The 24,488-nt window shown below is 72.5% G+C and carries 25 protein-coding genes and 1 tRNA gene; 15 read left to right on the top strand and 11 right to left on the bottom strand.

All coding sequences use genetic code 11. The features are described from left to right. The first annotated feature begins 111 nt into the window (after positions 1 to 111). Both ACH4UK_RS25100 and ACH4UK_RS25095 read left to right on the top strand, forming a co-directional pair. Positions 112 to 1,401: an enolase C-terminal domain-like protein gene (locus ACH4UK_RS25100; protein ID WP_398359740.1), complete on the top strand. Its 1,290-nt coding sequence runs from the start codon at positions 112 to 114 to the stop codon at positions 1,399 to 1,401. Positions 1,402 to 1,465: 64 nt separating this feature from the next. After that, positions 1,466 to 2,419: an NADP-dependent oxidoreductase gene (locus ACH4UK_RS25095; protein ID WP_398359738.1), complete on the top strand. Its 954-nt coding sequence runs from the start codon at positions 1,466 to 1,468 to the stop codon at positions 2,417 to 2,419. A 73-nt stretch (positions 2,420 to 2,492) separates the two neighbouring features. Here the strand turns inward: ACH4UK_RS25095 and ACH4UK_RS25090 are convergent, their stop codons facing one another. Genes ACH4UK_RS25090 through ACH4UK_RS25080 form a run of 3 tightly spaced genes read right to left on the bottom strand, consistent with a single transcriptional unit; the run spans position 2,493 to position 3,735 of the window. After that, positions 2,493 to 2,807, bottom strand: coding sequence for a DUF202 domain-containing protein (locus ACH4UK_RS25090; RefSeq protein ID WP_398359736.1), 315 nt, complete (start codon positions 2,805 to 2,807; stop codon positions 2,493 to 2,495). Continuing rightward, positions 2,804 to 3,199, bottom strand: coding sequence for a YidH family protein (locus ACH4UK_RS25085; protein ID WP_398359734.1), 396 nt, complete (start codon positions 3,197 to 3,199; stop codon positions 2,804 to 2,806). Before ACH4UK_RS25085 ends, ACH4UK_RS25090 begins: the two co-directional genes overlap by 4 nt. A gap of 26 nt (positions 3,200 to 3,225) precedes the next feature. After that, on the bottom strand, positions 3,226 to 3,735 hold the full coding sequence (locus tag ACH4UK_RS25080) for an NUDIX hydrolase (RefSeq protein ID WP_398359732.1): 510 nt from the start codon (positions 3,733 to 3,735) through the stop codon (positions 3,226 to 3,228). Positions 3,736 to 3,877: 142 nt separating this feature from the next. Here ACH4UK_RS25080 and ACH4UK_RS25075 point away from each other — a divergent pair, with 142 nt between their 5' ends. Next, a complete protein-coding gene (locus ACH4UK_RS25075; RefSeq protein WP_398359730.1) occupies positions 3,878 to 5,539 on the top strand; it encodes an FAD-binding dehydrogenase in 1,662 nt (553 codons plus the stop codon). Positions 5,540 to 5,604: 65 nt separating this feature from the next. On the opposite strand, the gene ACH4UK_RS25070 is transcribed toward ACH4UK_RS25075, so the two are convergent. After that, the gene (locus ACH4UK_RS25070) at positions 5,605 to 6,060 is read right to left on the bottom strand and encodes an ASCH domain-containing protein (protein WP_398359729.1); all 456 of its coding nucleotides are present in this window, start codon (positions 6,058 to 6,060) and stop codon (positions 5,605 to 5,607) included. Positions 6,061 to 6,263: 203 nt separating this feature from the next. Here ACH4UK_RS25070 and ACH4UK_RS25065 point away from each other — a divergent pair, with 203 nt between their 5' ends. The 4 genes from ACH4UK_RS25065 to ACH4UK_RS25050 all read left to right on the top strand — a co-directional run bounded on the left by ACH4UK_RS25065 (position 6,264) and on the right by ACH4UK_RS25050 (position 10,356). Continuing rightward, the gene (locus tag ACH4UK_RS25065) at positions 6,264 to 7,235 is read left to right on the top strand and encodes a hypothetical protein (protein ID WP_398359727.1); all 972 of its coding nucleotides are present in this window, start codon (positions 6,264 to 6,266) and stop codon (positions 7,233 to 7,235) included. 51 nt (positions 7,236 to 7,286) lie between these two features. Further along, complete coding sequence (locus ACH4UK_RS25060) at positions 7,287 to 8,858, top strand: APC family permease (protein ID WP_398359725.1); 1,572 nt, start codon at positions 7,287 to 7,289, stop codon at positions 8,856 to 8,858. 153 nt (positions 8,859 to 9,011) lie between these two features. Next, positions 9,012 to 9,677, top strand: a complete 666-nt coding sequence (locus tag ACH4UK_RS25055; RefSeq protein WP_398359943.1) for a molybdopterin-dependent oxidoreductase — start codon at positions 9,012 to 9,014, stop codon at positions 9,675 to 9,677. Continuing rightward, the gene (locus ACH4UK_RS25050) at positions 9,619 to 10,356 is read left to right on the top strand and encodes a cytochrome b/b6 domain-containing protein (RefSeq protein WP_398359724.1); all 738 of its coding nucleotides are present in this window, start codon (positions 9,619 to 9,621) and stop codon (positions 10,354 to 10,356) included. Before ACH4UK_RS25055 ends, ACH4UK_RS25050 begins: the two co-directional genes overlap by 59 nt. A gap of 8 nt (positions 10,357 to 10,364) precedes the next feature. On the opposite strand, the gene ACH4UK_RS25045 is transcribed toward ACH4UK_RS25050, so the two are convergent. After that, on the bottom strand, positions 10,365 to 11,762 hold the full coding sequence (locus tag ACH4UK_RS25045) for a GntP family permease (RefSeq protein WP_398359722.1): 1,398 nt from the start codon (positions 11,760 to 11,762) through the stop codon (positions 10,365 to 10,367). A gap of 11 nt (positions 11,763 to 11,773) precedes the next feature. Beyond that, positions 11,774 to 12,283 carry a gluconokinase gene (locus ACH4UK_RS25040; protein ID WP_398359720.1) on the bottom strand — a complete coding sequence of 170 codons (510 nt, stop codon included), beginning with the start codon at positions 12,281 to 12,283 and terminating at the stop codon, positions 11,774 to 11,776. Between the two features lie 130 nt (positions 12,284 to 12,413). Here ACH4UK_RS25040 and ACH4UK_RS25035 point away from each other — a divergent pair, with 130 nt between their 5' ends. The 3 genes from ACH4UK_RS25035 to ACH4UK_RS25025 all read left to right on the top strand — a co-directional run bounded on the left by ACH4UK_RS25035 (position 12,414) and on the right by ACH4UK_RS25025 (position 14,900). Continuing rightward, positions 12,414 to 13,115 carry a FadR/GntR family transcriptional regulator gene (locus ACH4UK_RS25035; protein WP_398359719.1) on the top strand — a complete coding sequence of 234 codons (702 nt, stop codon included), beginning with the start codon at positions 12,414 to 12,416 and terminating at the stop codon, positions 13,113 to 13,115. 70 nt (positions 13,116 to 13,185) lie between these two features. Further along, positions 13,186 to 14,271, top strand: a complete 1,086-nt coding sequence (locus tag ACH4UK_RS25030; protein ID WP_398359717.1) for an S-(hydroxymethyl)mycothiol dehydrogenase — start codon at positions 13,186 to 13,188, stop codon at positions 14,269 to 14,271. Next, on the top strand, positions 14,271 to 14,900 hold the full coding sequence (locus ACH4UK_RS25025) for an MBL fold metallo-hydrolase (protein WP_398359715.1): 630 nt from the start codon (positions 14,271 to 14,273) through the stop codon (positions 14,898 to 14,900). The genes ACH4UK_RS25030 and ACH4UK_RS25025 overlap by 1 nt, the downstream gene beginning before the upstream one ends. Positions 14,901 to 14,912: 12 nt before the next feature. Here the strand turns inward: ACH4UK_RS25025 and ACH4UK_RS25020 are convergent, their stop codons facing one another. After that, positions 14,913 to 15,851, bottom strand: a complete 939-nt coding sequence (locus ACH4UK_RS25020) for an RluA family pseudouridine synthase (protein ID WP_398359713.1) — start codon at positions 15,849 to 15,851, stop codon at positions 14,913 to 14,915. Positions 15,852 to 15,913: 62 nt separating this feature from the next. Then, positions 15,914 to 16,001: transfer RNA gene (locus tag ACH4UK_RS25015), tRNA-Leu, on the bottom strand. A gap of 185 nt (positions 16,002 to 16,186) precedes the next feature. On the opposite strand from ACH4UK_RS25015, the gene ACH4UK_RS25010 reads away from it, so the two are divergent. From ACH4UK_RS25010 to ACH4UK_RS25000, 3 genes are all read left to right on the top strand, one after another. Continuing rightward, positions 16,187 to 17,521 carry a M20/M25/M40 family metallo-hydrolase gene (locus ACH4UK_RS25010; RefSeq protein ID WP_398359711.1) on the top strand — a complete coding sequence of 445 codons (1,335 nt, stop codon included), beginning with the start codon at positions 16,187 to 16,189 and terminating at the stop codon, positions 17,519 to 17,521. A 152-nt stretch (positions 17,522 to 17,673) separates the two neighbouring features. Further along, positions 17,674 to 17,907 carry a chaplin ChpH gene (gene chpH / locus ACH4UK_RS25005; RefSeq protein ID WP_006123411.1) on the top strand — a complete coding sequence of 78 codons (234 nt, stop codon included), beginning with the start codon at positions 17,674 to 17,676 and terminating at the stop codon, positions 17,905 to 17,907. Positions 17,908 to 18,046: 139 nt separating this feature from the next. Further along, entirely contained in the window at positions 18,047 to 18,850 is an 804-nt protein-coding gene (locus ACH4UK_RS25000) for a chaplin (protein WP_398359709.1), read from the top strand. A 73-nt stretch (positions 18,851 to 18,923) separates the two neighbouring features. Here ACH4UK_RS25000 and ACH4UK_RS24995 read toward each other — a convergent pair whose 3' ends face one another. Then, the gene (locus ACH4UK_RS24995) at positions 18,924 to 19,112 is read right to left on the bottom strand and encodes a DUF5703 family protein (protein WP_030114174.1); all 189 of its coding nucleotides are present in this window, start codon (positions 19,110 to 19,112) and stop codon (positions 18,924 to 18,926) included. Positions 19,113 to 19,159: 47 nt separating this feature from the next. Here ACH4UK_RS24995 and ACH4UK_RS24990 point away from each other — a divergent pair, with 47 nt between their 5' ends. After that, complete coding sequence (locus ACH4UK_RS24990; protein ID WP_398359707.1) at positions 19,160 to 19,825, top strand: hypothetical protein; 666 nt, start codon at positions 19,160 to 19,162, stop codon at positions 19,823 to 19,825. 91 nt (positions 19,826 to 19,916) lie between these two features. On the opposite strand, the gene ACH4UK_RS24985 is transcribed toward ACH4UK_RS24990, so the two are convergent. Together ACH4UK_RS24985 and ACH4UK_RS24980 are read right to left on the bottom strand one after the other, a co-directional pair. Further along, the gene (locus tag ACH4UK_RS24985; protein WP_398359705.1) at positions 19,917 to 22,208 is read right to left on the bottom strand and encodes a helix-hairpin-helix domain-containing protein; all 2,292 of its coding nucleotides are present in this window, start codon (positions 22,206 to 22,208) and stop codon (positions 19,917 to 19,919) included. Beyond that, a complete protein-coding gene (locus ACH4UK_RS24980) occupies positions 22,205 to 23,188 on the bottom strand; it encodes an aldo/keto reductase (protein WP_398359703.1) in 984 nt (327 codons plus the stop codon). Before ACH4UK_RS24980 ends, ACH4UK_RS24985 begins: the two co-directional genes overlap by 4 nt. A 138-nt stretch (positions 23,189 to 23,326) precedes the next feature. On the opposite strand from ACH4UK_RS24980, the gene ACH4UK_RS24975 reads away from it, so the two are divergent. Further along, entirely contained in the window at positions 23,327 to 24,376 is a 1,050-nt protein-coding gene (locus tag ACH4UK_RS24975) for an LLM class F420-dependent oxidoreductase (RefSeq protein WP_398359701.1), read from the top strand. Positions 24,377 to 24,488: the final 112 nt, after the last annotated feature.

Here is a 24,488-nt window from a genome sequence, read left to right as displayed (position 1 = left end):
GGAACCATGATGCCGACCAGTCGGTATGTCGTCCAGTGCCTTCCGTGATCCGGCGGCGGGAAGTCCGCCCCGACCCTGGTGGGAAAACGCATCCCTGAATAGGGTTCACGTATGAATACAGCTCTGGTGATCGAAGACGTCCGGCTCACCCCGATCCTCGTGGCCGATCCGCCCCTGCTGAACACGCAGGGCGTCCACCAGCCGTACACCCCGCGCCTGATCGTGGAGGTCGTCACCCGGGGCGGAGCGACCGGCGTGGGAGAGACCTACGGCGACGCCGCCTACCTGGAGCCCGCGCGCTCCCTCGCCGAGGCGCTCCCCGGCCGGGCGGTCACCGATCTGAACGGGCTGTTCGCCCTGGCCGAGCAGGTGTGCGGCGTAGCGCGCGCGGCCGACGACCGGGTCGACGCCGGAGGACTGCGCGGAGTCAGGAACGCCGAGAAGATCCGCCTCTCGGTCGCCTCCGCCTGCGAGGTCGCCTGTCTGGACGCCCTCGGCAAGGCGCAGGGCCTGCCGGTCCACGCCCTGCTCGGCGGCAAGGTCCGCGATGCCGTCGAGTACAGCGCGTACCTCTTCTACCGCTGGGCCGCCCACCCCGGCGCGGGGGAGGCCGACGACTGGGGCGCGGCGCTCGACCCGGCCGGCGTCGTCGCCCAGGCCCGGCGCTTCGCCGACACCTACGGCTTCACCTCCTTCAAGCTCAAGGGCGGCGTCTTCGAGCCCGACCGGGAGATCGCCGCGATCCGCGCCCTGGCCGAGGCCTTCCCGGGCCGCCCGCTGCGTCTGGACCCCAACGGCGCGTGGTCCGTCCCGACCTCGCTGTACGTCGCCGACCAGCTGAAGGGCGTCCTCGAATACCTGGAGGACCCCACCAGCGGCACGGAGGGCATGGCCGCCGTCTCGGCGGGCACGGACGTCCCGCTCGCCACCAACATGTGCGTCACCACCCTCGCCGAGGTCCCCGAGGCCTTCGCCCGCGACGCTGTCCAGATCGTCCTGAGCGACCACCACTACTGGGGCGGACTGCACCGCACCCGGGAACTGGCGGGCATCTGCCGCACGTTCGGCGTCGGGCTCTCCATGCACTCCAACACCCACCTCGGCATCAGCCTCGCCGCGATGACCCAGGTCGCCGCCACGGTGCCGGACCTCGCGTACGCCTGCGACAGCCACTACCCGTGGCAGACCGAGGACGTCATCACCGAGCGCCACACCTTCACCGAGGGGCGGCTGACCGTCTCCGACGCCCCCGGCCTCGGCGTCGAGCTGGACCGCGACCGGCTCGCCGCCCTGCACCGGCGCTGGCTGGCGGACGACGGGACCTGCCGCGAGCGCGACGACGCGGCGGCGATGCGCGCCGCCGACCCGCAGTGGAGGACCCCGGCGGTCCCGCGCTGGTGACAGCGGGGCCCACGGCCGTACCCCCTGAGTTGCGAGGACCCTGACCTGCACGGAAGGTCGAGGAATGAAGGCGATCAGCTACAGCGCGTACGGCTCCGCCGACGTCATGGAGTACGGCGAGCGGCCCGACCCCAAGGTCGGCCCCGACTCGGTCCTGGTGAAGGTGCGGGCCGCCGCCGTGAACCCGGTCGACTGGAAGGCCCGCGAGGGCTATCTCCAGGGGGGCCTCGAGGCCGTCTTCCCGGTGATCCCCGGCTGGGACGTCTCCGGAGTCGTCGTGCAACCCGGCGTCGCCGTCGACGAGTTCGCGGTCGGCGACGAGGTCATCGGCTACGTGCGCGAGGACTTCCTCTCCCGGGGCACGTTCGCCGAGTACGTCGCCGCCCCCGTGCGCACCCTCGCCCGCAAGCCGCTGCGCCTGAGCTTCGAGGAGGCGGCGGGCCTGCCGCTGGCCGGACTGACCGCGTACCAGGTGCTGCACCGCACCCTGAAGGTCCGCGAGGGCGACACGGTCCTGGTCCACGCGGCGGCCGGCGGCGTCGGATCGCTCGCCGTCCAGATCGCCCGGCACGCCGGCTGCCGGGTCGTCGGCACCGCGAGCCTCCGCAACCACGACCACCTCCGCAGCCTCGGCGCGGAGCCCGTGGAGTACGGCGAGGGGCTCGTCGACCGGCTGCGCGAACTGGTCCCGGACGGCTTCGACGCCTCCTTCGACACCGTCGGCGGCGACGCCCTGCGCGCCTCCGCCGACACGCTCGCGCCGGGCGGCCGGCTCGCCTCCGTCGCGGACGCCGAGGTCTTCTCCTACGGTGGCCGCTACGCCTTCGTGCGCCCCGACGCGAACGACCTGGCCCAGGTCGCGGAACTGGCCGAGCAGGGCATCGTCAGCGTCCACGTGGACCGCGTGTTCCCGCTGGAGCAGGCCGCCGACGCCTACCGGCTCAACCAGGAGGGGCGGACCCGCGGCAAGATCGTGGTGACGGTGGACTGGGACACCTCGGCAGCCCTCGACACCTGAGCCGTCCGGAGACCTGAACAGCCCGGACGGGCCGGGCGGGCGAGGCGGGCGGGGCGGGCCGGGCCGTCCGGGGTCAGAACAGCATCGCCGCCGCGAACACCGCCAGCGCCACCGTGCACAGCGCTGCCGTCAGCGCGTCGCGCGGCGCGAGCGGCGCCGGCCGCGCCACCTCCATCCGCAGCATCCGGCGGTGGGCCACCATCAGGAAACCCAGCCAGGCCAGGGCGCACAGCGCCAGCGCGACCAGGGCGGCCGGGGTCGCCCCGCTGTGCAGCGCCTGCCGTCCCGCCAGCAGCGCGACCACCGTGGCGGACAGCGTCGTGCGCCGCCAGGCCAGCCGGGTCCGCTCGGGCTGCAGCCCGGGATCCCGGTCCTCGGCCGCCGTCACACGCCCTCCCAGCCGAAGAGGACCACCACCACCATCGCCACGGCCACGACGGCGACCACCAGACTCAGCAGGGTCGGGAACCGGGACACCGGCAGGTCCTCGCCCCGCCGCATCGCCCGCTCGCACCGCACCCAGTGGTTGACCGCCCGCAGCGCGCAGAGCACCCCGGCGGCCAGCAACCCGAGCGCGAGCCCGGCCCGGACGCCCCACACCAGCTCCGGCAGGAACTGATCGACGGCGAAGCCACCGCCGATCAGGGCCAGAGCGGTCCGGATCCAGGCGAGGAAGGTCCGCTCGTTGGCCAGCGAGAACCGGTAGTCGGGAGTGTCCCCCTCGTCCCGGATCCGCTGCGGCGCGAACCACAGCCGTACGCTCTGCGCGATCTTGTTCACACCGCGCACCCTAAGGGCTGTCCCGGTCAGGCTGCCCGGAACTCCCGCAGCCGCCGGTACGCGTCCACCCCGTCGGGCACCCAGGGCCACTCCCCGAGCCGCTCCTCGATCTCCGCGTCGTCCAGGAAGGAGTGCCAGGCGACCTCCTCGACCTGCGGGACCACCGGCAGCTCGCACCGCACCTGGTAGACGGCGGACCACCAGGTGTGCGCTGCGTCGGCGAAGAGGAACCGGAACAGCGGCTCGGGCTTCGGTAGCCCCGAGACCCCCAGCTCCTCCTCCGCCTCGCGCAGCGCCGCCTCGTCGTAGCTCTCGCCCGCGCCCACGACCCCGCCGACGAACATGTCGTAGTGCGAGGGGAAGACCAGCTTCGTGGCCGTACGGCGGTGGACGAACAGACGCCCCTGCGCGTCGCGCACCTCGATGAACACGCAGCGGTGCCGCAGCCTCCGTGCGGTCGCCTCCCCACGCGGGGCCTGGCCGATGACCTCGTCGTTCTCGTCGACGATGTCCAGAATCTCGTCAGAGGGTGTCATGCGTTTCATCCAACAACACCCGGAAGGTTGACGTGGCCCCGGCGGGTATCCAAGATCTGACGCACGGGTAACTTGAGCGTTGCTCCACATCGCCCCGAACGGCCCCGCCCGCCCCGAGCCTCCCCGGAACAGGATGGAACCCATGGCGTACGACGCTGATGTGATCGTGATCGGGGCAGGTCTCGCCGGGCTCGTGGCCACCGCCGAACTGGTCGACGCCGGCCGTTCGGTGATCCTCCTCGACCAGGAGCCCGAGCAGTCCATCGGCGGCCAGGCGCACTGGTCCTTCGGCGGCCTCTTCTTCGTGGACTCGCCCGAACAGCGCCGGCTGCGGATCAAGGACAGCCGGGAGCTGGCCCTCCAGGACTGGTACGGCACGGCCGGCTTCGACCGCGAGGAGGAGGACCGCTGGCCGCGCAGGTGGGCCGAGGCGTACGTCGACTTCGCCGCCGGTGAGAAGCGCTCCTGGCTGCACCAGCAGGGGCTGCGCGTCTTCCCGGTCGTCGGCTGGGCGGAACGCGGCGGCTACGACGCCACGGGCCACGGCAACTCCGTACCCCGCTTCCACATCACCTGGGGCACCGGCCCCGGCGTCGTCGCCCCCTTCGAACGGCGGGTCCGCGAGGGCGTCGCCAAGGGGCTCGTCCAGCTGAGGTTCCGCCACCGCGTCACCGGCCTCGCCCGCACCGCGGGAGACCTCGACACCGTCACCGGCGAGGTCCTGGAGCCCAGCGCGGCCGATCGCGGCACCGCGAGCAGCCGGGAGGTCACCGCCCCCTTCGAGCTGAAGGCCCAGGCGGTGATCGTCACCTCCGGCGGCATCGGCGGCAACCACGACCTGGTCCGCGCCCAGTGGCCCGAACGCCTGGGCACCCCGCCCGAGAAGATGCTGTCCGGGGTGCCCGCGCACGTCGACGGGCTGATGCTCGGCATCGCCGAGAAGGCGGGCGCGCACCACATCAACCGCGACCGGATGTGGCACTACACCGAGGGCATCGAGAACTGGAACCCGATCTGGGCCCGGCACGGCATCCGGATCCTGCCCGGTCCCTCGTCCCTCTGGTTCGACGCGCGCGGCAAGCGGCTGCCGGTCCCGCTCTTCCCGGGCTTCGACACGCTCGGCACCCTCGAACACATCATGGGCTCCGGCCACGGTTACACCTGGTTCGTGCTCAACCAGCGCATCATCGGCAAGGAGTTCGCGCTCTCCGGCTCCGAGCAGAACCCGGACCTGACCGGCAAGTCGGTCCGCGACGTGATCGGCCGGGCCCGCGCGGACGTGCCCGCACCGGTCAAGGCGTTCATGGACCACGGCGTGGACTTCGTCGTCGAGAAGGACCTCGGCGCCCTGGTCCGCGGCATGAACGCGGTCACGGGGGAGGACCTCATCGACGAGGAGAGCCTGCGCCGCGAGATCACCGCCCGCGACCGGGAGATCGCCAACCCCTTCACCAAGGACCTCCAGGTCACCGCGATCCACGGGGCCCGCGCCTACCTGGGCGACCGCCTCATCCGCACCGCCAAGCCGCACCGCGTCCTGGACCCGGCGGCCGGCCCGCTGATCGCCGTCCGCCTCAACATCCTCACCCGCAAGTCCCTGGGCGGACTGGAGACGGACCTGTCCTCCCGCGTCCTGACCGCCGATGGCACCCCCCTCCCCGGTCTGTACGCGGCGGGCGAGGCGGCGGGGTTCGGCGGCGGCGGGGTCCACGGCTACCGCTCCCTGGAGGGCACGTTCCTGGGCGGCTGCATCTTCTCGGGCCGAGCAGCGGGCCGAGCGGCAGCGGAAGCGGTCACCTCCTGAAATCGAGCCCCTCCGGCGATTGAGGAGCGGGGTCCGGGCCAGCGCCCCGGCCGAAGGCCCCGCCCTCACCCCCCGGTCGGACCGACGTCCGCGGACGGACCCAACCGCCCGACTACCCGAAACCGCTCCGCGACAATCAGTGTCCCGTCGTTCACCGTGAACGCCGGATCCCCCATCGCCTCCCGCATCTCCGCACCGTGCCAGAACGCCTCGTGCCCCGCCCGCCACTCCGCCACCGAGGCGTAACCCTCGCCCTCGTCCAGCGCGTGCCGCAGATCGACGGCCCCCAGCGGCAGCACCCGTACATCGGTCACCTCGAGGACCGCGACCTCCCGGCCGTCCGAGTCGATCAGCGCGGAGCGTTCACCCACCGGCGGCAACTCCTCCTGCTCCAGCTGGTATTCGGCCAGCAATCCGGTGGTGGACACCTTCTCGCCGGAGAGGACGGCCGCCACCAGCCGGTCCCGCAGCGGGCCGGGAAAGGCGAGGAGAAAGGGCTTCAGGGGTTCATGTCGCTCCATGCGACCAGTGTGGCAGGCGTCACCTCGCTCCACCCGTCCCGCCCGCACGCTGCGCCGATGCCCCCGACGGCTCGATCAGATCCAGCCAACTGGCTGGGACGCCCAAGCTGTTGACGGACGACGCCCCTTGACGTGGAGCACGGCCTACCGGTTTGCTGTGCGCGATCATCTGCTCGCACACTGCATCGAAAGAAGCCTGCGGCATGCCCCCGCCTCCGCCGCCCCTGGGCCGCTCCCGCCGTCGGGGCAGCCGCTCGGACCACGTCTTCGACCCCGCCCTCGACGACGACGAACTCATTGCCGCACGCGGCCGGTTCACCCAGGGGAGATGGTCCGAGGCCCGCACCCTGCTGGTGGACACCGGTCGGGACTGGGACCGCCGCGGACACCGGTTTCTGGCCCTCGCCGAGACCCCGTCCGCCGTGGACTGGGCCGGTGACTGGCTGCTCGTCGAACCCGAGAGCGCCGATGCCGCCACCCTGCTCGCCTGCGCCCGGGTCGCCCGCGCGTTGCGGCCCAAGGCCAAGGCGGGGGAAGCCTCCCGCGCCCGGGAGGCCTGCCTGGCCGCCGCCCGCCTCCTCCCCGAGGACCCGACCCCGTGGCTCGCGCTGCTCCTCCTGGACCGGGGCCGCGACGACGGGGCCGACGAGACCGGCCGGCTCTTCGAGGAAGTGCGCTCCCGCCACCCGGACCACCACCACGCCCACCACGTGATGACCGGTCTGCTGGCCGAGAGCAACCCCGGCAGCGGCCACGACCCCCTCCACGAGGTGTACGACTTCGCCGCCTGGGCCGCCGAACTGGCCCCCGCCGACTCCCCGCTGGCCGTGCTCCCGGTCGTCGCCCACGCCGAGCGCTACCGCGTCCTGGTCGCCGCCGGCATCGAGCCCGACGACCCGGCGGTCTCCGAGCACTGGTCGGGACGCCGGGCCCGCCAGGTGATGAAGGCCGCCTTCGACTGGTGGCTGGAATGGGAGCGCGAGGACCACCCGCGCCACCGCCTCGACCTGAACTTCCTGGCGCACGCCAAGGTCTGCGAGGGCCGGCCCGCCGAGGCCGCCGCCCTCTTCCACCGCATCGGCGCCTACGCCACCGCCGCGCCCTGGTCGTACTCCGGCCGGGAGCCCCACGCCGCGTTCACCGCCGCGCGCGCCTACGCGCTCGGCACCCCGTGAAGCACGAAGGGCACCACCCCACCCCACCACGAAGAAGGGACCCATCCCGCCATGTCGAGGGGCAGTTCATTTTCCAGCGAGCCCGGCACCACCAGGGGGACGGCCGATACCGGCGGGATCAACACCTACAAGGGTGAGGAGCGCGCCCTGCGGGCGAATCGGCTCGGCACCCCCGGCCTCCTGCTGTCGGTGGTGGCGGCCAGCGCCCCCCTGATGGTGGTCGCCGGAGTGATGCCCACCGTCTTCGGCGTGATGGGCATCGTCGGCCAGCCCCTGCTCTACATCATCCTGGGCATCGTCCTGATGCTGTTCAGCGTCGGTTACGCGGAGATGAGCCGGCACGTCCACAACGCCGGCGCGTTCTACGCGTACATCGCCCGCGGGCTCGGCCCGACCGCCGGCGCCGGCGCCTCCCTCGTGGCGCTGGTTGCGTACAGCGCGATGCAGGTCGGCATCTACGGGATCCTCGGCTTCGAGGTCTCCGGGATCTTCGCCACCTACCTCGACATCGAGGTCGCCTGGTGGATACCGGCCCTGGTCGCGGCGGCCGCCGTCGGCGTCCTCGGCTGGCTGAAGATCGACCTCAACGCCAAGGTGCTCGGCGTCCTGCTGGTCATCGAGTGCGCCCTCGTCGTGATCTTCGACATCGCCGCCGTGAGCAAGCCGGGCCCCGAGGGCCTGTCGCTGCACGCCTTCAACCCCGAGACCCTCACCGGCGCCGGGCTCGGCACCGCGCTCTGCTTCTGCATCGCCGCGTTCGTCGGCTTCGAGCAGGCCCCGGTGTACGCCGAGGAGACCAGCCGCCCGCAGATCGTGGTGTCCCGGGTGATGTTCCTCGCGGTGGGCTACGCCGCGCTGTTCCTGGCGATCAGCTCCTGGGCCCTCACCGTCGCCGCCGGGCCCGGCTCCATCGCCGAGACCTCCCTCAAGGAGGGCCCCGGCATGCTGTTCGGTCTCACCGAGGACCGACTCGGCTCCACCTTCACCGACATCCTGCACATCCTCTTCGTCACCGGGATGTTCGCGGCGCTCCTCAGCTTCCACAACGTGGTGGCCCGCTACGCGTTCGCGATGGGCCGCGAGGGCCTGCTGCCCTCCCGCTTCGGCCGCACCAACCGGGCGAGCGGCGCCCCCGGCACCGGCTCGCTGCTCCAGACCGCCGTCTCCGTGGTGATCGTGCTGGCCTTCGCCCTCACCGACGACAACCCGGTCGGCGACCCCACCGCCCCCGTGCTGCGGCTCTTCACCTGGATGGGCAACGTCGGGGCGCTCGGCGTCATCCTGCTGATGGCCGCCGCCTCCTTCGCCGTCATCGCCTTCTTCGTCAAGCGTGGCGCCGGCCGCGCGCAGGCGCCGCGCCTGGTCGCCTCCGCCCTCGCCGGACTCGCACTGCTGTCGATCGCCGTCTTCACCGTCCGCGACTTCGACGTGCTCGTCGGCTCCGGCCCCGGCTCGGCCCTCAACTGGCTGCTGCCGGGCGTGATCATCCTCGCCCTCGTCGGCGGCCTCGTGTACGGGGAGGTGCTGCGCTCGGTCAAGCCCGAGGTGCACGCCCGGATCGGCCTCGGCAACGAGGCGTTCCAGCTGGAGAAGGCGGCCGAGAGCGAGTCCGCCCGCCGCTGACCGCGCTTCCGGCAGCGCCCCGAAGTCTTACCGAACGATGACGGGTTCCCGCGTTCCCTGGTGACGGGGGAGCGCGGGTGCTCGAATGGTCGGGTGGACAACCCCCCGACCGATACCGAAGGCGCCCCCGTGGGCCGCCGCCTCGTCCTGTCCATGCTGGGGCTGGGAGCCGCCGGCGTCGCGGCGGCCCCGCTGCTCCAGCGGGGTCTGGAGGCCGGACTCGGCGCGCTCGCCGACAAGGACCCGACCGGGCTGACGGGGCTGCTGCCCAACGGCGGCGGATTCCGCTACTACTCCGTCGCCTCCTCCGTGCCGAAGAAGGGGCCCGCCGACTACCGCCTCACCGTCGACGGACTCGTCGCCCGCCCCTCCACGTACACCCTGTCCGCTCTCCGGGCCCTGCCGCAGACCCGGATGGTCCGGGACGTCCAGTGCGTCACCGGCTGGCGGGTCCCCGACACCCCCTTCGAGGGCGTCAGGCTCTCCGAGATCCTGGACGCGGCCGGTGTGCGTCCCGGGGCGAAGGCCGTCCGCTTCACCTGCTTCGACGGCGCCTACAGCGAGAGCCTCACCCTCGACCAGGCCCGCCGCCCCGACGTGCTGGTCGCCCTGCGCATGCAGGACCGGGACCTGACCCACACGCACGGCGGGCCGGTCCGGCTGTACGTGGCCCCGATGTACTTCTACAAGTCGGCGAAATGGCTCTCCGGGATCACCGTCACCGACTCGGTCCGGCCCGGCTACTGGGAGGAGCTCGGCTATGACGTCGACGCCTGGGTGGGACGGTCCAACGGCCGTGACGACGCCCCCACCGTCTGAGCCGGCGCCCAGGGTGCACCGGTTCGGACCCGCGCAGCGACGGGTGCACCGGGCGACGTCCTGGCTCGTGCTCCTCTGCGTGGCGACCGCGGCCTGCCTCTACGTTCCCCAGCTGGCCGAACTCGTCGGCCGCCGCCGGCTCGTGGTGACCGTCCACGAGTGGTCCGGCCTGCTCATCCCCGTACCCCTGCTCCTCGGTCTGGCCTCCCGTGAGCTGCGCGCCGACCTGACCCGGCTCAACCGGTTCGGGCCGCACGACCGGCGCTGGCTGCGGGCGGTGCGCCGTCGGGACCGCCGGGCGTCGGCACGGCCCGCGGGCAAGTTCAACGCGGGCCAGAAGCTCTACGCGTCGTGGATCGCCGGGGCCCTCCTGGTGATGCTCGGCACCGGGCTGCTGATGTGGTTCACCTCGCTCGCGCCGCTGGTGGTGCGCACGGGAGCCACCTTCGTCCACGACTGGCTGGCCCTCGCCGTCGGCATCGTGCTGGCCGGTCACATCGCGATGGCGTACGCCGATCCCGAGGCGCGGCGCGGCATGCGGACGGGGTCGGTCGACCCCCACTGGGCCCGGACCGAACACCGGCTGTGGCAGCGGGAAGGGGAAGGGAAAGGGGAAGGGGGCCGGTCCCCCGCTCCCTCCCGGGCGGGCGACCGGCCCCCTCGGGAGCCCGGTGCGTAGCGGGCGCGCTACAGCAACAGCGACAGCAGCAGGATGAAGGCCATGGCCACCACGGAGATGATCGTCTCCATCACCGACCAGGTCTTCACCGTCTGACCGACGTCCATGCCGAAGTACTCCTTCACCAGCCAGAACCCGGCGTCGTTCACATGGCTGAAGAAGAGCGATCCGGCGCCGACGGCCAGCACCAGCAGGGCCGCGTGCGAGGTCGACATGTCGGCGGCCAGCGGGGCGACCAGACCGGCGGCCGAGATGGTGGCGACGGTGGCCGAGCCGGTGGCGAGGCGGATCGCGACGGCGATCAGCCAGCCGAGCAGCAGGGCGGGGATCGACCAGTTCTCGGAGAACTCCAGGATCATCTGGCCCACCCCGGCGTCGATCAGCGTCTGCTTGAAGCCGCCGCCGGCGCCGACGATCAGCAGGATTCCGGCGATCGGGACGAGGGACTTCTCCACCGTGCCGGCCAGCCGGTCCTTGGTGAACCCGGCGGCCCGGCCGAGCGTGAACATCCCGACGATGACGGCCGCGAGCAGGGCGATCAGCGGTGAGCCGACGACCATGGTGACCTTCTGGAGGCCGTTCTCGGGGTTGTCGACCACGATCTCGACGAGCGCGTTCAGCAGCATCAGGACGACCGGCAGCAGGATGGTCGCCAGGGTCGCGGGGAAGCTCGGACGGCGGTCCAGGTCCTCGGAGGGGCGCTGCGGGACCATGTTCTCCGGCGGCTTGATGTCCACCCAGCGCGCGGCGTAGCGGGAGAACACCGGACCGGCGATGATCACCGTCGGGATGGCGACCAGCACGCCGAGGGCCAGCGTCACGCCGAGGTTGGCGTCCAGGGCGTCGATCGCGACCAGCGGGCCGGGGTGCGGCGGGATGAGCCCGTGCATCACGGAGAGCCCGGCGAGCGCCGGGATGCCGATCCGCATCAGGGAGTAGTTGCCGCGCTTGGCGACGAGCAGGACGACCGGGATCATCAGCACGATCCCGACCTCGAAGAACAGCGGCAGCCCGATGATCGAGGCGATCAGGACCATCGCCCAGGGCATGGCCCGGCCGCTCGCCCTCGCCAGGATGGTGTCGACGACCTGGTCGGCCCCGCCCGAGTCGGCGAGCAGTTTGCCGAGGATGGCGCCGAGCGCGATCAGGACGCCCACGCTCGCGACGGTGGAGCCGAGGCCCGTGGTGAAGCTGAGGATCGTATCGGCCGGTGCGGCTCCGGCGAGGGAGCCGAGCGCCAGCGAACCGATGGTCAGCGCCAGGAAGGCGTGCATCTTGAATCGGGTGATGAGGAGAACGATGACGGCGATGCCCGCCAGGACGGCGATGCCCAGCTGAGCGTTGCCTGCCGAGGTGATCGGTTCGGCGGCGTCCGCTGCCAGCATCTCGACGCTGAGACTGGTCACGGTGATGGTCCTTAGTCTTCGAGCCGGCGCAGCGCGGCGACGGCTCGCTGGGTGATTTCCTCGGGAGTGCCGGACACGTCGACGCTCACTCCGGCCTCGTCGGCCTGGAGCGGCTGCAACGTCGCGAACTGGGAGTCGAGCAGCGCGGTGGGCATGAAATGGCCCGTGCGGTCCGCCATCCGCTCCTCGATCAGCGCCCGGTCACCGGTCAGATGAAGGAAGACGGCGTCCGGCGCCCCGTCCCGCAGCCGGTCCCGGTAGACCCGCTTGAGCGCGGAACTGGAGACGACCCCGCCGAGCCCCGCCCGTCCGTGCGACCACGAGCCGATGGCGTCCAGCCAGGGCCACCGGTCGTCGTCGTCCAGGGGGGTGCCGGCCGACATCTTGGCGATGTTCGCCGGGGGGTGGAAGTCGTCGCCCTCGGCGTAGGGAACGCCGAGTTCGGCGGCGAGCAGGGGACCGATCGTGGTCTTGCCGGTTCCTGCCACGCCCATCACCACGACGACGTGGGGGGTGCTCATGGGTGCCTCGCTGTCTTCTTCGACATCGGTCCGTCGCGCTACTGAAACCTATTAGGTACGACGTATTCAAGAGGCTGTGACATAAACGTCGTACTTTTTGTTCCCGAGGGCCGCCCCGTAGGCTTGACCCATGACCACACAGAGCCAGGGGCTGCATACCCATGTGCTGGACACCCTGGGTCTGGAGATCTCCTCCGGCCTGTTCCCGCCCGGCAGCGTCCTGCGCACCGACGAGCTCGCCCAGCGCTTCGACGTCTCCCGTACGGTCGTCCGCGAAGTGGTCAGGGTCCTGGAGTCGATGCACCTGGTCGAGTCCCGCCGCCGGGTCGGCGTGACCGTCCGCCCCACCGAGACCTGGAACGTCTACGACCCCCAGGTCATCCGCTGGCGCCTCGCCGGCGCCGACCGCCCCCGCCAGCTGCGCTCCCTGACCGTGCTGCGCTCCGCGATCGAACCGGTCGCGGCCGGCCTCGCCGCCCGGCACGCCACCGCGGCGCAGTGCGCCGAGCTCACCGAACGCGCCCTCGGCATGGTCGCCACCTCGCGCGGCCAGCAGCTGGAGGGCTACCTCGAACACGACATCGCCTTCCACCGCATCGTCCTCAACGCCTCCGGCAACGAGATGTTCGCCCGTCTCGGGGACGTGGTCGCCGAGGTCCTCGCCGGCCGCACCCACCACCAGGTGATGTTCGAGGACCCCGACCCGGCCGCCGTCACCCTGCACGTACGGCTGGCCGACGCGGTCCGCGAGGGCGACCCCGAGGCCGCCGAGCGGATCACCAAGGAGATCGCGGTGGGAGCCCTGCACGAACTGGACGTGCTCGCTCCATAGCGGGTCTCCCAAGGCGTACGGTGGTTCGCGATCGATCTTCGCGAAGCGCGGGAGCAGGGAGAGCAGGGCTATGGCACAGCAGGTGCAAGCGGTCATCGCACCGGGGAAGAACGAGCCGGTCAGGGTCGAGACGATCGTGATCCCGGACCCCGGCCCCGGCGAGGCGGTCGTGAAGATCCAGGCGTGCGGCGTCTGCCACACCGACCTGCACTACAAGCAGGGCGGCATCAACGACGAGTTCCCCTTCCTCCTCGGCCACGAGGCCGCGGGCGTCGTGGAGTCGGTCGGTGAGGGCGTCACCGACGTCGCCCCCGGCGACTTCGTCATCCTCAACTGGCGTGCGGTGTGCGGCCAGTGCCGGGCCTGTCTGCGCGGCCGCCCCTGGTACTGCTTCGACACCCACAACGCGAAGCAGAAGATGACGCTGCTGGACGGCACGGAGCTGTCGCCCGCCCTCGGCATCGGCGCGTTCGCCGAGAAGACCCTCGTGGCCTCCGGCCAGTGCACCAAGGTCGACCCCGCGGTCTCCCCGGCCGTCGCGGGCCTCCTGGGCTGCGGTGTCATGGCGGGCATCGGCGCGGCCATCAACACCGGCCAGGTCGGCCGCGGCGACTCGGTCGCCGTCATCGGCTGCGGCGGCGTCGGCGACGCGGCCATCGCCGGGGCCCGGCTGGCCGGCGCGGCGAAGATCATCGCGGTCGACATCGACGACCGCAAGCTGGAGACGGCGAAGACGATGGGCGCGACCCACACCGTCAACTCCCGCTCCAGCGACCCGGTCGAGGCGATCCGCGCCCTCACCGACGGCAACGGCGCCGACGTCGTCATCGAGGCCGTCGGCCGCCCGGAGACCTACGAACAGGCCTTCTACGCCCGCGATCTCGCCGGAACGGTCGTCCTGGTCGGCGTCCCGACCCCGGACATGAAGCTGGAACTGCCGCTCCTGGACGTGTTCGGCCGCGGTGGCTCGCTCAAGTCCTCCTGGTACGGCGACTGCCTGCCCTCCCGCGACTTCCCGATGCTCGTCGACCTCCACCAGCAGGGCCGCCTCGACCTCGCCGCCTTCGTCACCGAGACCATCGGACTCGGCGACATCGAGCAGGCCTTCGCCCGCATGCACGACGGTGACGTCCTGCGCTCGGTGGTGGTCTTCTGATGACCGCCCGCATCGACCACCTGGTCACCTCCGGCACCTTCGCCCTCGACGGCGGTGAGTGGGAGGTCGACAACAACGTCTGGATCGTCGGCGACGACACCGAGGCGATCGTCATCGACGCCGCCCACGACGCCGCCGCCATCGAGGCCGCGCTCGGCGGCCGTACGCTGCGCGCCATCGTCTGCACCCACGCGCACAACGACCACATCGACGCCGCCCCCGCCCTCGCGGACGCCACCGGCGCCCCGATCCTGCTCCACCCGGACGATCTGCCGCTCTGGCAGCAGACGCACCCCGACCGCACCCCCGACGGCACCCTGACCGACGGCCAGGAACTGACCGTCGCCGGCACCGCCCTCACCGTTCTGCACACCCCGGGCCACGCCCCCGGCGCGGTCTGCCTGTACGCCCCCGGGCTGGCCACCGTCTTCACGGGGGACACGCTCTTCCACGGCGGGCCCGGCGCCACCGGGCGGTCCTTCTCGGACTTCCCGACGATCATCGACTCGATCCGGTACCGGCTGCTCACCCTGCCGGGCGACACGGCCGTCCGCACCGGCCACGGCGACCCCACCTCCATCGACGCGGAGGCCCCGCAGCTCGACGTGTGGATCAAGCGCGGCCACTGACGACGGCGTGCGTCACCGGTCCGGCCAGGCGGAGAGCCGCAGCCCGCTCTCGAAGCGGCGCGGCTCCCCGCTGACCGGATCGGTGAACTCCAGCCGCCGCGCCAGTAGCTGGAGGGGCCGCGAGAAGTCATCGGCGGACGCCTCCGCGGCCACCGCGGGATACAGCGGATCGTGGACGATCGGCAGCCCCAGCGCGTTCATATGGACCCGCAGCTGATGGGTCCGCCCGGTGGCGGGCACCAGCCGATAGCGCCCGAGCGGCCCCCGGCGCCCCACCAACTCCACCCGGCTCTCGCTGTTCGCCTCGCCCGGCTCCTCGCGGGCGGCCAGCACCCCGCGCTCCTTCACGATCCGGCTGCGCACGGTCCGGGGCAGGGCCACCGAGGGGTCGTACGGGGCCACCGCCTCGTACTCCTTGCGCACCAGCCGGTCCCGGAACAGCGTCTGGTACGCGCCCCGGTCCTCGGGCCGCACCACGCACAGCACCAGCCCCGCGGTCAGCCGGTCCAGCCGGTGCGCGGGCTGCAGCGCGGGCAGGCCCAGCTCCCGCCGCAGCCGGGCCACCGCGGTCTCGGTGATGTGCCGGCCCCGGGGCACGGTCGCCAGGAAATGCGGCTTGTCGGCGACCACGAGACGCTCGTCCCGGTACACGATCCCGACCGGGAAGGGCACCGGCTCCTCCGGCGCGAAGTCCCGGTGGAACCAGAGATACCGCCCGGCGGTGTACGGCTCGGCGCCCCGCACGGCGACCCCGTCGGCCCCCACGAACCGGCCGGCGTCGAGCATCGCGGCCACCCGCTCCGCCCCGATCGCCCCACCGAACCGCGCGGCCAGATGCTCCCCGACCGATGCCCAGGCCCCGGCGGGATCCTCCGGCAGCCGCACCCGCACCGCGTCGATCCCGTTCCGCTGGGGGAGCGGGGCGGCAGGCGGCTTTCTGCGACCTCGCATGGCCGCCCCTCTCCGTGGTCGCCCGGTGACGCAAAAGAGCCCCACGGAAGTGGGGCTCCTGCTGGTGTCCGAGGGGGGACTTGAACCCCCACGCCCGATAAAGGGCACTAGCACCTCAAGCTAGCGCGTCTGCCATTCCGCCACCCGGACAAGGTGTCTGTCTCGCGGGCCAGTGCCCGTTCCGACGTGGAAAACCATAGCAAACATTCGGGGGTGCTCGATCACGCCCCGATGGCTGTGAACGGTGCGTGACGGGGGGTGTGCGGCCTTGGGTGTTCGCCGTGGGCGCGGGAGGATGAGAGAGGAGCACCGCAGCGACAGTGGAAGGAAGCAGCGTGAGCGAGAGCAGCACGGGCAGGACCGTCTCCGGTGGCAACGCCGAGAGGGAGGTCGTCGACCTCTGTCGTGACCTGATCCGGATCGATACCAGCAACTACGGCGACCACTCGGGCCCCGGTGAGCGGCTCGCGGCCGAGTACGTGGCGGAGAAGCTCGCGGAGGTCGGCCTGGAGCCGCAGATCTTCGAGTCGCACAAGGGGCGGGCCTCCACCGTCGCCCGGATCGCGGGCGAGGACCCCTCCCGCCCGGCGCTCCTCATCCACGGGCACACCGACGTCGTCCCGGCCAACGCGGCGGACTGGACGCACGACCCGTTCTCCGGCGAGATCGCGGACGGCTGTGTGTGGGGCCGGGGCGCGGTCGACATGAAGGACATGGACGCGATGACCCTCGCGGTCGTCCGCGAGCGCATGCGCACCGGCCGCAAGCCCCCGCGCGACATCGTGCTCGCCTTCCTCGCCGACGAGGAGGCCGGCGGCACCTACGGCGCGCGCTACCTCGTCGACAACCACCCCGGGCTCTTCGAGGGCGTCACCGAGGCGATCAGCGAGGTCGGCGGCTTCTCCTTCACGGTCAACGAGAATCTGCGGCTGTATCTGGTGGAGACGGCCCAGAAGGGCATGCACTGGATGAAGCTGACCGTGGACGGCACCGCCGGGCACGGCTCGATGATCCACAAGGACAACGCCATCACCGAGCTGTCCGAGGCGGTCGGGCGGCTGGGGCGGCACAAGTTCCCGGTCCGGGTCACCAAGACGCTGCGGCACTTCCTCGACGAGCTCTCCGACGCGCTCGGCACCGAGCTGGACCCGGAGAACATGGACGCGACACTCGCCAAGCTCGGCGGCATCGCCAAGCTCATCGGCGCCTCCCTCCAGAACACCGCCAACCCCACGCAGCTCGGCGCCGGCTACAAGGTCAACGTCATCCCGGGCCAGGCGACCGCCCACGTCGACGGCCGGTACCTGCCGGGGTACGAGGAGGAGTTCCTCGCCGACCTGGACCGGATCCTCGGCCCCAACGTCCGGCGCGAGGACGTGCACGCGGACAAGGCCCTGGAGACCACGTTCGACGGCGCCCTGGTGGACGCCATGCAGACCGCGCTGGTCGCCGAGGACCCGATCGCCCGTGCCGTGCCGTACATGCTCTCGGCCGGCACCGACGCCAAGTCCTTCGACGACCTGGGCATCCGCGGCTTCGGCTTCGCCCCGCTGAAACTGCCGCCGGAGCTGGACTTCGCCGGGATGTTCCACGGTGTCGACGAGCGGGTCCCGGTCGACGGTCTGCAGTTCGGCGTGCGGGTGCTCGACCGCTTCATCGACCATTCCTGACCGCGCGGCGACCGAGGGGGCGTCGATTCGCCCACCTGTACGGGCATGTCCGAACGAGTGAAACGAGCCGTTCACACGTAGCCCCGCCACATCCTCCTCGTTACAAGGTGTGCGGTCCGCGGCTGGGACCGCATTTCCAACTAGGAGGAATAATGATCAAGAAGGTCGTCGCAGTTGCGGCTGCTACGGGTGGCCTCGTTCTCGCGGGTGCGGGCATGGCTTCCGCCGACGCGGGCGCCCAGGGTGCTGCCATCGGCAGCCCCGGCGTGCTCTCCGGCAACGTCGTCCAGGTTCCGGTCCACGTGCCGGTCAACGTGTGCGGCAACACGGTCTCCGTGATCGGTCTGCTGAACCCCGCCTTCGGCAACACCTGCGTCAACGCGTGACGTTGAACGTCAACCCGTAAGGGTTTGAGCTCGACCGGTCCCGGAGTGCACTCCATGCACTCCGGGACCGTTCGGCATTCGGCTCCCGCACGGTCATGTCCGGGGGTTTTTCGGAAGGCAGAAGGCAGGAAACGAACCTATGCGACAGGTCACTCGTAAAGGCCTGATCACCATGGCGGCGGCGGGCGGAGTGCTCGCGCTCAGTGGCGGATACGCCCACGCCGACTCCGGCGCGGCAGGCACCGCGTCCGGCTCGCCGGGCGTGCTGTCCGGCAACTCGGTCCAGGTCCCGATCGACATCCCGGTCAACGTCTGCGGCAACTCCGTCAGCGTCGGCGGACTGCTCAACCCCACCGGCGGAAACGACTGCGGAAACGGATCAGCAGCATCCGACCGCTCCGGTGACCGCTCGGCCGACCGCTCGGCCACCCCGGAGACCCGCTCGGTCCCCGGCGGCTCCGGGAACAGCGCCCAGGCAGGCGACACCACCACCACGGACCGGCACTCCGAGCCCGGCACCGGACGGCACCGGGCCCCGGGCGGTGGCGCCACAGCCGAAGGGACCGCCCAGGGCTCGCCCGGCATCCTCTCCGGCAACCTGATCCAGGCGCCGATCGACATTCCCGTGAACCTCTGCGGGAACAGCGTCACCATCGGCGGACTGCTGAACCCCGCCTTCGGCAACAGCTGCTCCAACGACGCCGAGGTTCCGCCCCCGCCGCCCGAGGAGCCGGAGGTTCCCCCGGTCACGCCGGAGAAGCCGGTCACCCCGCCGGCCAACCAGCCGCCCGAGCCGAACGCTCCGGAGACCCAGCACCTCCCCGAGGAGCAGCTCGCACAGACCGGTGGGGGAGGGCTCGAACTGCTCATCCCGGCCAGTGCCGGACTCCTGCTGGCCGGTGCGGGATCGGTTCTCTACCGCCGCTCGCGCAGCGCCGCCTGATCCGGGCGGACACAGCACGGCACACCCCGGAAAAAGGGGGAGCGGGCCCCGCGACCGCGGGGCCCGCTCCCTGTCACCAGGTGGCCCGTAGCTGACGGATGATCCGCCTGCGCAGCCGCACCCTGCGGCTGCCGTCGCGGCGGAGCGTCAGGCGGTCCAGCTCCCAGTGTCCGTACTCGGCGTGGTCGGTCAGAAGTCGGGCCGCCTCCTTGCGGGAGACCCCGCGCGGCACGTACACGTCGATGAATTCGTATTCCGGCATCGCATCTATTGTGCGGGCAGAGCCCCCGTACGGATAGCGTCTGCACTATGTCTGATGCTGCGCAGCCCACCGCTGCCGAGGTACGTGCCGCCGCCGAAGCGGTCAAAGCCGCGATCGACCGTCACCTCGACGCGGTCGAACGCCGTACCGGGGACGACGACCCCGCCGTCTACGACGCGTTCAACGCCCTTGCCGCTGCCGCCGAGGTCTACGACGAGCTCCTCTACGACCGCTACGACGAGGTCACCCCCTTCGAGATCCCCGGCGCGGACGATTCCCTGCCGACCTACGCCGGTCCCGCGGAGCCCAGCGCGCTCAGCGTCCTGATCCGGCGCGACTACGTGGTCGTGGAGCCCCCGCGCCTGCTCGCACAGGCTCAGCGCCTCGCCGACCTCGACGCCGGTCCGGTCGGCGGACAGGAGACGGCCCCGGTGGTCGGCACCAGCGTCCACGCCGCGCTCGGTGTGCTCTTCGGCGAGTACGAACCGGACGAGATCGCCTCCCGGCACAAGGAGTTCGGTCTGGAGGAGGGCGACTCCACCCTGTGGGTCTCGGCCGGCGAAACCCCGCCGGAGCCGGGGGAGTGGCTCGGCGCCCCGTTCGAGGACGCCGACCCCGAACGGGTGGTCTGCCGCTTCGACGTCAGCGCGGTCTTCGACGAGGAGGACGAGTCGGACGAGGACTTCGCCGGGCCCGCGGTGGGCGGCCTCTGACCCTCTCCCTCCCCCCTCCCCGCACCGGACGTGACGGTGGGGCCCCGGTGCACGCACGACGCACCGGGGCCCCACCGCTGTCCGGATCCGCTCAGGAAGCCGCGTCGGGCGTCGGGAGCGCCTCCAGCAGCGGGCGCAGCCTGGTCGTCCGCTCCTGGGCCGGAACCTGCGCCACCGCGTGCGGGAGCGCCTGGTCCACCCCGTGGACCACGGACAGATGCCGCTCGCCCCGGCCGAAGGCGGTGTACACCCACGGTCGGCTGAGCCCCTGGGCGGCGTCGCCCGGCAGCACCACGACCGCGGCGGGCCAGCGCATCCCGGCCGCCTGGTGGGCGCTGAGCGCCCAGCCGTGCCGCACCGACGACTCCACCTGCTCCTGCGGTACGACGACGGGGACGCCCCCGCAGTCCAGCCGGAGCCCCTCGGCGTCGGCCGAGCGGACCACCCCGGGCACCGCACGGCCGGGCGCGGGCACATGGACCACGCGGTCGCCCGGGTCGAAACCGCCGAACCGGCCGGGGCCCGGGTTGAGCCGTTGCTTCAGCGCCTCGTTCAGTGCCCGGGTCCCGGCGGCCCCGCCGTGGCCCACGGTGATCACCTGGGTCTCCTCGGCGGGGATGGAGAACGCCCGGGGCACCGAGTCGGCGACCAGCTGCACGGTGCGGTGGACCGCCTCGCCCGCGTCGCGGACCGGAACGATCACCACCTCCTTGCCCGGGGCTTCGACCTGGTTCAGCTCGCCGATGCCGATGCCGGAGACCAGCTCGCCGATCGGCCCGGGGTCCGGGGTGCGCGAGACGACCTGCGGGCAGGCGCGGGCGGCCAGCACATCGGCGAACACCCGCCCCGCGCCCGCCGAGCCGAGCACGCCGGGGTCGCCGCTCAGCACCAGCCGGGCGCCGTCGGCCAGCGCCTCGACCAGGACCGCCGCACTCTCCACGTCCAGCTGCGGGGCGTCCAGGACCACCAGCAGGTCCAGAGCGAGCGCCCCGTCCTCGTCCCGGCCGGGGCCCTGCGCGCCGGACAGCAGACCGGCCAGGGTGACCGCCGTGTCCGGGTCACCGGTGGCCGCCGCGAGGCGCCGGCGGCCGTCCTCGCTGTGGGTCGCGCCCAGGGCCCGCAGGCCCAGGCCGCGCGCCGCCGCGATCAGGGCGGCGGGCTCGGCCCGCGCCGCCTCCCCGCCGCTGTGCGCGACCAGTCCGGCGGCGGCGGCCGTACGGATCAGCTCGGCGGCCGAGGGCGACGGCGCGGCCGCGGCCGCCTCCGCCCAGTCGGCGGCCTTCTCACAGGCGTTGACCAGCCGGGCCAGGCCGTCGGCGAGGCTCTCCTCGGCCAAGGCGTAGCGGTCCAGGCCCAGCAGCACCTGGACCGGCTCCCGGGCCGCGTCGGCGTCCTCCGCGAGGCCCGCCCCGTCCGTCTCGTCGCTCTCGCCGTCCGCCGCTTCGGCGTCGTCCGGTTCCAGGTCGCCCCCCTCCTGGAAGACCAGGGCGACGCCTTCCTCGACGGCGTCGCGCACCGCCGCGTCCGGGTCGCCGACCGCACGCTCGGCGAGCGCCGCCCGCACCGTCCCGGCGTCCAGCGCCGTGTGGCCCTGGAGGGCGGCGCGCTCCAGCAGCCAGCCGACCAGGGCCGCCGTCCTGCGCCCGTCGTCCGGACCGCAGTCGGCGCCCAGCAGGGCCCGTGCGAAGCCGTCGGCCTGCTCCGGCCGCACGCCGGGCACGGCCAGCAGCTGCCAGGGGTCGGCGCGCAGCAGCTCGGCGGCCTGCTCGCCCAGGACGCCGACGGCCGGGCGGGCCAGCGCCTCGGGGCCCCCGCCCTCCGCGAGCACCGCACGCACCGCGTCCAGGGCCTCCGGGGAGGAGGCCCGCTGTGCAGCGGACGCGGCCTCGGGCACGGGAGCCCGGGGCGGCTGCGCGGCGGCCGGAGCGGGACGCCGGGGCGCCGGGGCAGCGGCGGGCGATGCGAAGAACTGGGTGCCCGCCTTCTCGCCGCTCTCCACGGCCCGGACGGCCGCGAGCAGATCGGCGGCCGTGCCGCTCAGACCGGTGCCGGCGGCGATGGGCGCGGCCTTCTCCGCCTTGCGCTTCTCGATCCGCTCCCGCAGCTCGCGCTGCGCGGCCAGCTCGGCCTGCGCCTCCGAGAGCTCGGCGGCGGACGACGCGTCGGCGGCGCCCTCAGCGGGCGCGGCATCGGCGGCCGGGCCGTCCTCCGCGTCGGCAGCCTCGGCCGGGCTGGCCGCCTTGGCAGCCTCGGCCGGCGGCTCGGTGGCTTCGGGCGCTTCGGCGTGCGCGGGGCCCTCGGCACCGGGGTCCGGCGGGGACACCGCGTCCTGTGGTGTGTCCGTGCCGACGGTGCCGGGGGTCTCCCCGGGAAGCGCAGTCACAGCGTGCTCCAGTCCTGGTCGGGATAGCGGTGCACGGGCGCCGACACATCGTCGAGCGCCTGGCAGATCTCGTAGGGAAGACTAAGCGCCTCCACTGACAAAGCCTCCGCCAGCTGACCGGCGTTGCGTGCGCCGACGATCGGCGCGACCACTCCGGGCCGGTCCCGGACCCAGGCGAGCGCCACCTGGAGCGGGCTCGTCGCCAGGCCGTCCGCCGCCGTCGCCACCGCTTCGGTGATCCGGGACGCCGCGTCGTCGAGATAGGGCTCGACGAACGGGGCGAGCCGCTCGGACGCGCCCCGGGAGTCGGACGGGGTGCCCTGGCGGTACTTGCCGGTGAGCACACCGCGCCCCAGCGGCGAGGACGGCAGCAGGCCGATCCCGAGGTCCAGCGCGGCGGGCAGCACCTCGCGCTCGATGCCCCGCTGGAGCAGCGAGTACTCCATCTGCGTACTGGCCAGCCGGGTGCGCACCCCGGGCGCGGCGAGCTGCCAGGTGGCGGCCTTCGCCAGCTGCCAGCCGCAGAAGTTCGAGACGCCCGCGTAGCGGACGCGGCCGGAGGACACGGCCAGGTCCACCGCCTGGAGGGTCTCCTCCAGCGGGGTCGCCGGGTCGAAGGCGTGTATCTGCCACAGGTCCACATAGTCCGTGCCGAGCCGCTCCAGGGAGGCGTCGAGGGCGGCCAGCAGGTGCCCGCGCGAGCCGTTGAAGCGGCGGTAGGGGTCCGGGACGTTGCCCGCCTTGGTGGCGATGACCAGATCCTGGCGGGGGACCAGGCTGTCGACGATCCGCCCGAGCAGATACTCGGCCTCGCCGCCCCCGTACACGTCGGCGGTGTCCACCAGGGTGCCGCCCGCGTCCCAGAAGGCCTTGAGCTGGTCGGCGGCGTCGTGCTCGTCCGTGTCCCGGCCCCAGGTGAGGGTGCCGAGCCCGATCCGGGACACGCGAAGGCCGGTACGGCCGAGATGCCTCTGCTCCATGGGCGCTGAGATTACTGGCCGGGGCCCCACGGGGTGGAGGCCTGTGGACAACCGGAGGTCCGCCGGGCCTGCCGGATCGCCGTCACCCGCGCTAGAGTCCGGAGAAAGGGACGTTACTGATCAGTAAGGGGAGCGGTTATGCGGCTCGGCATCAATCTCGGTTACTGGGGCGCCGGCATGGACGGCGACAACCTCGCCGTCGCGCAGGAGGCCGACCGGCTCGGCTACGACGTCTGCTGGGCGGCCGAGGCGTACGGCTCCGACGCCCCGACCGTGCTGACCTGGGTCGCGGCCCAGACCGAGTCGATCGACGTCGGCTCCGCGATCATGCAGATCCCGGCCCGTCAGCCCACCATGACGGCGATGACGGCCGCCACCCTCGACTCGCTGTCCGGCGGCCGTTTCCGGCTCGGCCTCGGGGTCTCGGGCCCGCAGGTCTCCGAGGGCTGGTACGGCGTGAAGTTCGACAAGCCGCTGGCCCGCACCCGCGAGTACGTGGAGATCGTCCGCAAGGCGATGACCCGCGAGCGCCTGTCGTACGAGGGCGCGCACTGGACGCTGCCGCTGCCCGGCGGCCCCGGCAAGCCGATCAAGCTCACCGTGCACCCCGAGCGCGAGCACATCCCGCTCTACATCGCCGCGATCGGCCCCAAGAACCTGGAGCAGACCGGTGAGATCGCCGACGGCGCGCTGCTGATCTTCCCCTCCGCCGAGCACCTGGAGGAGACCGCGATCCAGCCGCTGCGCGCGGGCCGGGAGAAGGCCGGGAAGACCATGGAGGGCTTCGACGTCAGCCCGACGCTGCCCCTCGCCGTCGGCGACGACGTGAACGGCCTGGCCGACATGTTCCGCCCGTACACCGCCCTGTACGTCGGCGGCATGGGCAGCCGGAAGCAGAACTTCTACAACCAGCTCGCCCAGCGCATGGGGTACGAGAAGGAGGCCGCCGAGATCCAGGACAAGTACCTGGGCGGGGACAAGGCCGGGGCCGCCGCCGCCGTACCGCACCAGCTGATCGACCAGACCTCGCTGCTCGGCTCCGTCGAGCGGATCGCCGAGCGGATGCAGGCGTACGCCGCCGCCGGGGTCACCACGCTCAACCTCGCCCCGGCCGGCTTCACCCTGGAGGAGCGGCTCACCGCCCTGCGCGCCGGCACGGACGCCCTGGAGCGCTCCGGACTCGCCTGACGGACACCGGGACAGCACTACGGCCGTGGTGGGGGCTCGGGGGTCTTCCCCGCCACGGCCGTCACCCGGAACAACGCCCCGCACGCCCGGGGGTTACGCCGTCCCGGCGGGC

Origin of the sequence: Streptomyces sp. NPDC020884, assembly GCF_044333935.1 — a bacterium.
Classification (GTDB): Bacteria; Actinomycetota; Actinomycetes; order Streptomycetales; family Streptomycetaceae; genus Streptomyces.
The sequence above is the reverse complement of the archived record's forward strand: the minus strand, read 5'-3'. Positions and strand labels throughout refer to the sequence as shown.